Genomic DNA, 11,022 nt, shown 5'->3' with positions numbered 1-11,022 from the left:
TATCCACTGATCACAATAAGGCCCAATACCGAGAAAGTTGGCAGATATTATTTGGTCAGCACGCTATTGCCTGCATTTTTCATGTTTTTACCCGCCATCATCATTATCAATGTCATTTCTGGAGGGAGTAATTTCTTTGAGAGTTCGAGTAATGAAATTCAAGAGCATCCTATTGTGGCTTCTATTTGCTTGGTTCTTTTTGTTGTTGGAATATCGAAGAATTCCGTAATGCCATTTCATACGTGGCTCCCGAAAACCATGATCGCACCAGCACCGGTAAGTGCCTTGATTCATTCCATAGGAGCAGTCAAGTCTGGTGTTATAATTTTAACCAAACTAGCGGTGTATGTATATGGTCTTGAGTTTCTTCGAGAGTTGACTTCGAATTTCTGGACAGGAGGTTGGCTGATTTATTTATGTGGGATAACCGCAGTTTACACTGCCTTTAAAGCGCTAAGATCGGAAGATCTAAAAGTTCGTTTTTCCTATTCTACTATCGGACAGATCTCGTATATCATAATTGCAATACTTGTAGCAACACCCACTGCTATTGTCGCTGCAATGTTGCATATCATCACACACTCAATCGCTAAATCAGGGTTGTTTTTTGTAGCGGGTACTTACAATAGTTTGTATAAAACCTTAAAGGCAGATGAAATAGCGAAGATTACTCCTCATACAAAGTGGCTTGCTGTTGCAGTGGCAATTTTTGGGGCTTCAATAACTGGTTTTCCATTCCTTGCAGGATTTCATAGTAAGGATATGATGCTGTTAGAAGAAATTCACACCGGAAACTATGTGGCCGCAGGGTTTTTAATTTTCGGTAGTATCGTAAATGTCTTTTACATCTGGCCCGTGGTAAAAAGTGCATTCTTTTATAAGAAAAAAGTGGAAATGGTCATACATCCTATACCTATTGGAATGAAGGCTGCAATATTCGTCTGTTCTATTATAACGCTGTCATTTTCCACTTATAGTTTTTACATCATCAGATACTTCGAATTTTGAAAAGTCATTTTTAGTATAAGTTGATTGAAGAATGTACTATCGTTCTGGATCGGTTTGGGTTGAAAAATGTAGCGTTGTTTCATTTTAAACCCAACTAATGTTCAGCAAATGAAATAATGGAATAACCCTCGCGGGTTATTTGGAATGGTTGAGCGCTTGGAGGGTTGGTTAAAGGTTGAATGGATTTTCCCGCCGAGTGCTCACTATTCCTTAATTACCGTGAAGGCTAGGAGGGAAGCTTGGACGCAAGCAAATCACTTCATCATCTTGGCGAATTCCTGCCACAGATTTTCCAGCGGAACGTTGGCCACAATTTTCAGCGCAACTTTTGTTACCGGATGTTCAAGTTCAAGCCGTCTCGCATGAAGGTGAATGGAAGCGTCTTCGTTATTTCTTGGGGCTCCATATTTCAGGTCACCTTTTATCGTGCAACCGATCTTAGCAAGCTGAACCCGAATTTGATGGTGACGTCCCGTTTTAGGATACACTTCCAATAGTGTGTATCGGTCTGAACCACGCATCATTTTATAATTCAACTCAGCATATTTTGTGTGCTTTGCTTCATTATTAAAAGCCTTGCTTCGGTTCGCTTCTTGATCTTTACGAAGCCAATGAACAAGTTTTCCAGTTTCTTCTTCCGGTCGTCTTGTCACCACGGCCCAATACACTTTTTTCGTTTCGCGTTCCGCAAACATTTTATTCAACCTCACCAGCGCTTTCGAAGTTTTGGCAAAGAGAACCACACCACTCACAGGCCTATCAAGGCGATGAACGATTCCCAAGTACACATCGCCAGGTTTATTCTTCGATGTTTTGATGTACGCCTTTACAAGATCCGCCAACGTTTCATCGCCAGTTATGTCGCCTTGCACGAGAAGCCCGGCAGGTTTATTTACAGCAATAAGATGATTGTCCTCGTAGAGGATTTCAATTGATTTTGTCGACATCGTTGATCAGTATTGTTCGCTATCATTCGGGAAGTCCTTAATGCGAACATCCGAAATGTACGATTTGACGGCCATTGTCATATCCTCGGCCAAGTTTAAATATCGTCTCAGGAAGCGAGGACTGAATTCCTGATTCATTCCCAACATATCGTGAGTAACCAACACTTGTCCATCAACGCCATTTCCTGCACCAATTCCAATAATTGGAATCTGAATCTCGCGTGCAACCTGAGCAGCAAGTTTGGCAGGAACTTTTTCCAACACAATGGCGAAACAGCCTGTTTCTTCCAGAATTTTTGCGTCTTCAATCAAGCGTTTCGCTTCTTCTTCTTCTTTGGCTCTTACAGTGTACGTTCCGAACTTATAAATACTCTGTGGCGTTAAACCAAGATGGCCCATTACAGGAATTCCGGCTGAAAGTATCCTTGCAATGGATTCCTGAATTTCTCGCCCACCTTCCATTTTAATGGAATGACCGCCAGATTCTTTCATGATTCGGATGGCAGAATTCAAGGCCTCTCTCGAATTTCCTTGATAGGAACCAAAAGGCATATCAACCACAACCAGACAGCGTTCTACACCACGCACCACACCAGCAGCATGATAGATCATCTCATCCAGCGTAATAGGCAAGGTGGTTTCGTAGCCTGCCATCACATTCGAAGCCGAATCTCCGACCAACAGAATATCTATTCCAGCCTGATCAAGTATTCTGGCCATCGTAAAATCGTAGGCCGTAAGCATGGCGATCTTCTCGCCATTGCGCTTCATTTCCTGAAGCACGTGGGTGGTTATTTTCTTAACCGATCTGTGTACCGACATCAGTCTTGCTTTTTCTGTGCAGTTCGCACTTTGACCGGCAAAGGTCGGGCTTCTATTTGTTCTTCCGAAATATCTTCCGAAGATTTAGTTGTTGTTGGCTTCGGTTCGGGCTTTTTGCTCTCTACCACAGGCTCGGTTGTCGTTTTTTTAATGGTCGTGTCTTTTCCAGCAGTTGCGTTCGGATGTGCTGCTTCCCAATTTTCCTGTTCGGTGCTCAAACGCTTGTCAAACAGTTCCTTTTCTATTTCCTGTTTGGTTTCTGTTGCCTCCTTCGCATCGCGTATTTCTTTGTCTTTTTCTGCCTTCTTGATCGCTTTGTCAAGCAAAGCAAGTTTCAGTTTATTGTACTTAACGTGCGTAAGATTCAACGAATCTTTGTAAACCTGAACCTGAGATTCCAACTTCTGATTTTTGAGTATTTCGGCCTTCAGATTTTCTGCCAACGTCAGAAAAACGTCTTCATCAACCTCTACCAAAACTTGATTTTTGAATTCTTGCAGCGCACGATTTTGCAATGCAAGCCGATCATTGCTCTGTCTCAGGCCACCCATTTCTTCTTCTAAAATGGTCACGGCTTTCTGTCGTTCCAATTGGCATTCGCGCAGGGATCGTTTCTCTTGCTCCAATTCATAACGCAATTTGGAAAGTTGCTCTACGGCAGAGCGATTGGTTTCTTCTGATTTTTGTTCCAATTCAGCTTCAACATGACCTTCATCTGTTGTGTAAACATAGAAGTAGTCTGACTTGGCTTTGGTGTCTGGGCCAATGAGGAAACCCATATCGCCAGGTTTGTAATCCAACACATCAAACGATTGAATGAATTTGCCATTTACGTAAACGTCTACCTGCGGAAGATTCACGCGAATATCAATTTCATTGTATTCGTTTTTGGCAGCCAACTGAGATGATTTAACCCAACCTTGACTTTCGTTATCGCCCGAAAGGAATTTGTAATAAGCACCTACCAGTTGCTTTACACGATATTGTCTGAATTTGTTGAATTCGAAGGCCACGGCACCTTTTCCATCTGGCTGAACCAAAAAGATGACACCGATTGTTTGATTGGCGTCTTCCGTTGGGCCAAGTTTCAGCGTTGTAAGTATGTTGAAAGTGGAAAGGTTATTCTTCCAATTGGTAAGAATGGCATACGGATTCGTCTTGTGCCTTCTGTGCATGAAATATTCATCCTTGTCTGGCACATATAGGTTCTCCATTGTGGTGAGATACGGCCAGTTTTCGTTTTGCGCTGCAAATTCTTCGCGCAGTTCGACTTGATTGAAAGTTAGGTCAATCTGATTCTGACCGAACGAGAATACTGGAATAAAAAGCAATGCTTGCATCAGCCATTTGACCGACATGCTGCGTAGAAATGTAATATTACCGTCATAGTTGCGGTTAATAGCTATCATATAGGACATGTCTTCGTATTGGCGTGTTATCTTTGCAAACTCATTTAAATAAAAGTATGCTACGATATGTTGTCGGGTTAGTTGCATTGCTGACCATCTTTTCTTCCTGTTCTACTGACATCAAACTGACGGGAGAATATCAGGAGACTCCACTCATCTACGGCCTGCTCGATCCAAATGACAACCCGAGTGCATCACTTAATCCGACTGGAGTTGCAGGATCTGGTCATGTTTTTCGAATTCAGAAAGCATTCTTAGGGGAAGAATCTGCCTTTATTATGGCCTTGGAACCCGATTCCTCTTATTTCAAATATGAAAATCTGTTTGTTGAATTGATTGAATACAATGGTTCCAGCGAAACGAACCGATGGGAGTTGGATACGGTGATGATCAATAACAAGGATACTGGAAACTCTGAGGATGGAATAGTTGACTTTTTCGGACCATCTCAACGACTTTATAAGACCAAAACCACCTCTGGTTCGGGCCAAGTGAATATCAGCGCTGCGAGAACATACGAGGTCACACTTAAGAAAAGACCAATTGGTCTGATTGGCGATATGACCATCGCAAATATGGCAGACGTGGAGCCTATTGCTGATGCCACAACGGCCATTGTCAATACAAGCACATTTACGTGGAACACCCCGAATGAAAACTCGCCTGCCATTCCGGGAACAACCAGAAAGATGGATCTTTTTGGGACCTCAGGGCAGTTTAAAGATTACACCATTCGATTCAGTACAGCCGAACAGGCCAAGCAGTACGAAGTATGGTTGAGGTTCTATTATCGAGAAGTACGTGATGGTATTGAGACCGAAAAATCGTTAGAGTGGAAGGTTACAACATTTGAATTGGAGAGTGGAGTTGCAGATTGGCAGGTTCAGATGTTGGCAGCAAGTATTTATGGTCGAATTGGTTCGGAGTTTTCTCCAGAAGCCAATGTGATCCGATATATAGGTCTTGCCGAGAATTCTCCGAATGATCCGTTTCCAGGCGATGGACAATCGTATGATTTTGACATTTTTATTCGCATGGCCGGAGACGACCTATTTCAGTTCATAGACATCAACAATCCGAATAATTCGGGCGCACTTCAAGATAAACCCGTTTATACGAACGTGAACAATGGATTGGGTGTTTTCTCCAGTCGTTCAGAAGTTGAATTCAGAGGGCTTTATCTATCTGTTTCAGCTGGTCAACAACTGGTTGATGGCACCTACACAAGCGGTCTTGGTTTCATAGACGATTGATCGTTGGTGTCGTTTTGTCACCTGCTTTGTCAGGCTTTTCAAGGCTGAATTACCCATAACTGACATAATTTCCCAAAAGTTGGATACTAATTCCGATGGCATGGTCTGTGTCTAATGCCAAGCCGTCAACATTAATTACGAATTGATAAAACCAACATAATGAGCAAGATTATAGGAATTGACCTGGGAACAACTAACTCGTGCGTATCCGTAATGGAGGGTAACGAACCAGTTGTGATCCCAAACAGCGAAGGAAGAAGAACAACTCCTTCCATTGTAGCCTTTGTAGACGGAGGCGAAAGAAAAGTAGGTGATCCTGCAAAACGTCAGGCAATCACTAACCCAACCAAAACAATTGCATCCATCAAAAGATTCATGGGTGCCAGCTTTGGAGAAGTTACTAAGGAAATTGAACGAGTTCCTTACACGATTGTAAAAGGTGCCAATAACACACCACGTGTAAAGATTGATGATCGTGAATACACTCCACAGGAAATCTCTGCCATGGTTCTTCAGAAAATGAAGAAAACAGCCGAAGATTATCTTGGAATGGAAGTGACGGAAGCGGTTATTACCGTTCCTGCGTACTTCAACGATTCGCAACGACAAGCAACGAAAGAAGCTGGTGAGATTGCTGGTCTTAAAGTGAAAAGAATCATCAACGAGCCTACAGCTGCTGCTTTGGCTTACGGGTTGGATAAGAAACATGAAGATTCGACCATCGCGGTTTTCGACCTTGGAGGAGGAACATTCGATATCTCTATCCTTGAATTGGGTGATGGCGTATTTGAAGTGAAATCTACCAACGGTGACACCCACCTTGGAGGAGACGATTTTGACCAAGTGATCATTGATTGGTTGGCAGATGAGTTCAAGAAAGATGAAGGTCTTGATCTGAAGAAAGATCCAATGGCGCTGCAACGATTGAAAGAGGCAGCTGAGAAAGCAAAAATTGAGCTTTCAAGTTCAACATCCACAGAGATCAACTTGCCTTACATCATGCCAGTTGATGGCATTCCGAAACACTTGGTGCGCACACTTTCAAGAGCTCAATTTGAGAAATTGGCTGATAAGCTGATTCAAGCTACACTTGAGCCTTGCAAAAATGCCATGAAAGATGCTGGCCTTTCAAAGTCAGATATCAACGAAGTGATTTTGGTTGGAGGTTCTACAAGAATTCCAGCGATTCAGAAAATTGTTGAGGATTTCTTCGGAAAAGCTCCTTCCAAAGGTGTGAATCCAGATGAGGTTGTTGCAATTGGAGCAGCTATTCAAGGTGGCGTTCTTACAGGAGAAGTAAAAGATGTGTTGTTGCTGGATGTAACGCCACTTTCTCTTGGAATTGAAACGATGGGAGGTGTTTTTACCAAATTGATTGAGGCGAATACGACCATTCCAACCAAGAAATCGGAGACATTCTCTACTGCTGCAGACAATCAGCCAACAGTTGAACTTCACGTACTGCAAGGTGAGCGTCCGATGGCTGCGCACAACAGAACGATCGGTAAATTTAACTTGAGCGATATTCCACCAGCACCACGCGGAGTTCCACAAATTGAGGTAACGTTCGATATCGATGCCAACGGAATCATCAACGTTTCTGCTACTGATAAAGCAACAGGAAAATCTCAGAATATCCGAATCGAGGCTTCATCAGGTCTTTCTGATGCAGACATCCAACGAATGAAACAAGAAGCGGAGGCAAATGCTGAATCGGATGCAAAAGCGAAAGCTGAAGTTGAGAAGATCAATTCTGCCGATCAGATGATTTTCCAAACAGAGAAGCAACTGAAAGAATTCGGTGATAAGCTTCCAGCTGAGAAGAAAGGTCCGATTGAAAATGCATTGGCCGATCTGAAAAAAGCACACGAAACCCGAGATATTGCAGGAATCGATCTAGCTCTTGAAACGCTGAATACTGCTTGGCAGGCGGCTTCTCAAGAAATGTATCAGGCTACACAAGACAACCAAGGCGGACAAGCTGGACCAAACGCAAGCGCTGGTCAAGGCGGAGGCGATGAGGTAACTGATGTAGACTTCGAGGAAGTGAAAGAAGAAGGTAAGTAATCAACGTTTTTTTGAAAACTGAAGGGTCGCGATGAAAGTCGCGACCCTTTTTAATTGTTCGGAACTCCCGAGAACATTTCGCGCGGTAGCGCAAACTGCTTGATCCATCGTTGGTTGGATGTAGTATTTCTAACCATGACCAACGAAACTTCATCTACATAAATCGGCACCCACTCTGGGTCTTGCGTCCTTCTAATAAGAAAAGGTTGTGCCCAAGGTGTATTGTCCAAGCGATAGAAAACGATGGAATTGATGCCGTATTCGGCACTTTTCGCTTTCCAGATCGCATCATCCTCTTGTATCGGTTTGTAGATGGAATCGAAAAAAGCCACTGAATAGGCTTCTGGCCGGTTATCTACAAAAACCTTTTGTCTATCGTGAAGATGATAGATGAGATAACTGCCGAAATCGTAATTGTTGAACATCTTTCCTGGAATTTCCTGACTTCGTAGAAACCTGCCACAGCGGTCAATGTTGATGATCAATCCCAATCCTTCATAGCCTTTTCTTGCAGAAGCATAAGTTCCTTTCAAACCGATAAACAGAACACAGAAACCGATGCCGATGATCGGAATGCTCCGCATCACTGTTTGTTTCGTTTTGAATTTCAAATCATCAACCAGATGAACAAGAATTCCTGTTGCCAAGGGAATGAAGAACAGCGCAAAAAGCGGAATTCCGCGAACAGCCATCGAACCAAGAGCGCCAAAAATGATGGTCAATAACAGTTCAACAAAAAGTGGTTTCCACAGTTTTTTCCAAACGGCAACTGCTATCAGGCCAATGGCGACAATCTCAAAGAGCACAAAATGGTTCAATTCAGGATTCCCGAAACGATCTAACATGAATAGAATCGTTTGATTTTCGGCAATCATGTAACCGTATTCGTTGAAGATGGTCAGCGGAGCCAAAAGTCCATTGTAGGTGTGCGGATTAAGCAGACTTACCAGCACCATTCCAGCGGCAATCGCTAGTAGTTCCTTCAGGCTTTCGCGCTTATTGATCAACGAATCAAGCACAAACACGCCTGCAACTATAATTCCAAGGAAGAAGAAAATGTGCAGGTTTACCCAAAGAATCTGTAGCAACAACAGCATTGGAAGAACAGTTTTGAAACCAATATTGCCAGATCGGAATTTCGAGAACAGATAATAGAAGCAAGCAATGAGCGCGTAGCTAAAACCTTCAGGGCGAACTTCAACACGATATGCAAATAGCGCTACGACAGATAAGGCAACGAGAACAGGAATTGCTCGAACTTGCTTCTTGGCTGAAGCGAAAACCATGAAGACCAGAGCCAACAGACACATCAACATGTACAGCACTGAAAGTCCTTTAAATCCGAACATTTGGTGAACGTAGTGGAAAACCACTCCGCTTGCCCAGTGGTGATTTACGAAAGCGTGCTGCGGTTCGGTAAAAGAATAGTAGTTCTTGTAGAGGACATCCGTAATTCCGTTGGCGATCAATTCGCCATTCACCAAATGACGTCCAAGATCGGCTGTTGCCAGGTTAATTGGGCGCGCAAAAAAGAAGGCTGCATAAATAAGCGCTAAGGTTGCAAAGAGCCAAAACACCCAATTCTTATTTTCCGAATTTGCCATAGCTAAACATAAGAGTTTACAATAAAAGAAAACCCTGATCAGCTTCGGCCGATCAGGGTTTTTATCAGGATTATTTTGCTTGCTAACCGTTCATCGAAATGAGGAATTCCTCATTGCTTCGTGTTCCGGCCATTCGGTCACGGAGGAATTCCATTGCTTCCACAGGCGTCATATCTGCCAAGTGGTTACGCAGGATCCAGATTCGCTGAAGTGCTTCCTTATCCATAAGAAGATCATCTCTACGTGTGCTAGAAGCAACAATGTCAATGGCTGGGAATATGCGTTTGTTAGAGATCTTACGGTCCAATTGAAGTTCCATGTTACCCGTTCCTTTGAATTCTTCAAAGATCACTTCGTCCATTTTAGAACCTGTTTCGGTAAGTGCCGTTGCCAAAATGGTCAGCGAACCACCTTTTTCAATGTTCCTTGCAGCACCGAAGAATCGTTTTGGTTTGTGTAGTGCGTTTGCATCTACACCACCGGAAAGAATTTTTCCAGAGGCAGGCTGAACCGTATTGTAAGCACGTGCCAAACGGGTGATACTATCAAGCAGAATCACCACATCATGTCCGCATTCAACCAATCGTTTTGCTTTTTCAAGAACGATATTGGCAATTTTTACGTGCTTGTCTGCAGGTTCATCAAAGGTTGATGATATCACCTCAGCATTTACGCTTCGCGCCATGTCAGTAACCTCTTCAGGTCGTTCATCAATCAAAAGGATGATCATATAAACCTCCGGATGGTTCTCTGCAATGGCGTTTGCCACTTCTTTCAGAAGCACGGTTTTACCCGTTTTCGGTTGCGCCACGATCAAGCCACGCTGTCCTTTTCCTATTGGAGTGAACATGTCCATTACGCGAGCGGAAATGTCTGCTCTTGAACCAGCGGCAAGGTTGAATTTTTCCTGTGGAAATAGGGGAGTAAGGTGCTCAAACGATACACGGTCGCGCACATAAGCGGGATCGCGACCATTGATCTTCTCTACGTTGATCAATGGGAAGTATTTTTCTCCCGGCTTTGGAGGACGAACTTCTCCGCGAACAGTATCTCCGGTTTTCAATCCGAAAAGTTTTATCTGCGATTGTGAAACGTAAACATCATCGGGAGATGATAGGTAATTGTAATCAGATGAGCGGAGGAAGCCATAGCCATCAGGCATGCTTTCAAGCACACCTTCAGAGATTACTGCTCCATCAAAATTGTAGAATGCATCCTGCTCAGGCTGTTTCTGTTCGTTTCTGTTATTACCGTTGTTGCGGTCTTCACCGTTTCGGTTGTTGCGTTGGTTCCTACCGTTGTTGCGGTCGTTATTGTCGCCATTCGCATTGTCTCCAGCATCATCAGATTCGGTTTTCTCAACTTCTGCTTTTGGAGCCCGCGGTTCTCTAGGTTCGCGCGGAGCACGAGGCTCACGATCTGCTCTTGGTTCGTTTTGAGCGCGTGGTTCGCGATCAGCTCGTGGTTCACGTTCCGTTCTAGGTTCACGCTCGCCTTTAGGTTCGCGTTTTGCCGGTTCCGATTCCATTCGAACCGCAGTAGGTTCATTCTCGCGCGATGCCTTTATTTCAGCATCGTTCTGATATTTTTCATCGTTAGCAAAAAGGTCTGCACCCTTTTCTACACGTGCTCTTTTACGTTTTGGTTTTTCCTCTGCGTCAACAGGTGCAGCTTCTGGAGTTGCTGCTTCATTTTTCGCAACAATAGCGTTTACCAGATCTGATTTTCTTAGACTCTCGGCATTCTCCACGCTCAACTTTTCAGCAATGGTGCGCAACTCCGCCACCAGCATGTTGGTAAGGTTTTCTTTATCGTACATCAATAAATTAGACTTGTGTAGTAAGTATGTTTCTTAAACAGATAGGCTTTAGCCTGTATAAAACGTTGATCTGGATTGATTCAATTACCTAGA

Annotated in this window: 8 protein-coding genes; 3 read left to right on the top strand and 5 right to left on the bottom strand. The window is 43.5% G+C overall.

Annotated elements, in window-relative coordinates:
• Positions 1-1,008, top strand: a 1,008-nt coding sequence (locus K9J17_17090; protein ID MCF8278446.1) for a hypothetical protein, incomplete at its 5' end; no start/stop codon positions are given.
• A 254-nt stretch (positions 1,009-1,262) separates the two neighbouring features.
• Here K9J17_17090 and K9J17_17085 read toward each other — a convergent pair.
• Genes K9J17_17085 through K9J17_17075 form a run of 3 tightly spaced genes read right to left on the bottom strand, consistent with a single transcriptional unit; the run spans position 1,263 to position 4,195 of the window.
• Complete coding sequence (locus K9J17_17085) at positions 1,263-1,955, bottom strand: RluA family pseudouridine synthase (protein MCF8278445.1); 693 nt, start codon at positions 1,953-1,955, stop codon at positions 1,263-1,265.
• Positions 1,956-1,961: 6 nt separating this feature from the next.
• A complete protein-coding gene (gene panB / locus K9J17_17080) occupies positions 1,962-2,777 on the bottom strand; it encodes a 3-methyl-2-oxobutanoate hydroxymethyltransferase (protein ID MCF8278444.1) in 816 nt (271 codons plus the stop codon).
• Positions 2,777-4,195 carry a hypothetical protein gene (locus K9J17_17075; protein ID MCF8278443.1) on the bottom strand — a complete coding sequence of 473 codons (1,419 nt, stop codon included), beginning with the start codon at positions 4,193-4,195 and terminating at the stop codon, positions 2,777-2,779. The genes panB and K9J17_17075 overlap by 1 nt, the downstream gene beginning before the upstream one ends.
• A 47-nt stretch (positions 4,196-4,242) precedes the next feature.
• Here K9J17_17075 and K9J17_17070 point away from each other — a divergent pair, with 47 nt between their 5' ends.
• Both K9J17_17070 and dnaK read left to right on the top strand, forming a co-directional pair.
• A complete protein-coding gene (locus K9J17_17070) occupies positions 4,243-5,439 on the top strand; it encodes a hypothetical protein (protein MCF8278442.1) in 1,197 nt (398 codons plus the stop codon).
• 159 nt (positions 5,440-5,598) lie between these two features.
• Positions 5,599-7,506 (top strand): molecular chaperone DnaK, encoded by a 1,908-nt coding sequence (gene dnaK / locus K9J17_17065; protein MCF8278441.1) that lies wholly within the window; start codon positions 5,599-5,601, stop codon positions 7,504-7,506.
• A gap of 50 nt (positions 7,507-7,556) precedes the next feature.
• On the opposite strand, the gene K9J17_17060 is transcribed toward dnaK, so the two are convergent.
• Together K9J17_17060 and rho are read right to left on the bottom strand one after the other, a co-directional pair.
• Positions 7,557-9,110: a hypothetical protein gene (locus K9J17_17060; protein ID MCF8278440.1), complete on the bottom strand. Its 1,554-nt coding sequence runs from the start codon at positions 9,108-9,110 to the stop codon at positions 7,557-7,559.
• Between the two features lie 82 nt (positions 9,111-9,192).
• Positions 9,193-10,929 carry a transcription termination factor Rho gene (rho, locus tag K9J17_17055; GenBank protein MCF8278439.1) on the bottom strand — a complete coding sequence of 579 codons (1,737 nt, stop codon included), beginning with the start codon at positions 10,927-10,929 and terminating at the stop codon, positions 9,193-9,195.
• Between the last annotated feature and the right edge of the window lie 93 nt (positions 10,930-11,022).

This window comes from Flavobacteriales bacterium (assembly GCA_021739695.1).
In the GTDB taxonomy this organism is placed as follows: Bacteria; Bacteroidota; Bacteroidia; order UBA10329; family UBA10329; genus UBA10329.
This window is presented reverse-complemented; position numbering and strand designations above follow the sequence as displayed.

What these genes read in the sequence shown, in the direction of transcription:
- K9J17_17085 (MCF8278445.1), bottom strand. Translation starts at nt 1,955, where the DNA reads ATGTCGACAAAATCAATTGAAATCCTCTACGAGGACAATCATCTTATT.
- panB (MCF8278444.1), bottom strand. Translation starts at nt 2,777, where the DNA reads ATGTCGGTACACAGATCGGTTAAGAAAATAACCACCCACGTGCTTCAG.
- K9J17_17075 (MCF8278443.1), bottom strand. Translation starts at nt 4,195, where the DNA reads ATGTCCTATATGATAGCTATTAACCGCAACTATGACGGTAATATTACA.
- K9J17_17070 (MCF8278442.1), top strand. Translation starts at nt 4,243, where the DNA reads ATGCTACGATATGTTGTCGGGTTAGTTGCATTGCTGACCATCTTTTCT.
- dnaK (MCF8278441.1), top strand. Translation starts at nt 5,599, where the DNA reads ATGAGCAAGATTATAGGAATTGACCTGGGAACAACTAACTCGTGCGTA.
- K9J17_17060 (MCF8278440.1), bottom strand. Translation starts at nt 9,110, where the DNA reads ATGGCAAATTCGGAAAATAAGAATTGGGTGTTTTGGCTCTTTGCAACC.
- rho (MCF8278439.1), bottom strand. Translation starts at nt 10,929, where the DNA reads ATGTACGATAAAGAAAACCTTACCAACATGCTGGTGGCGGAGTTGCGC.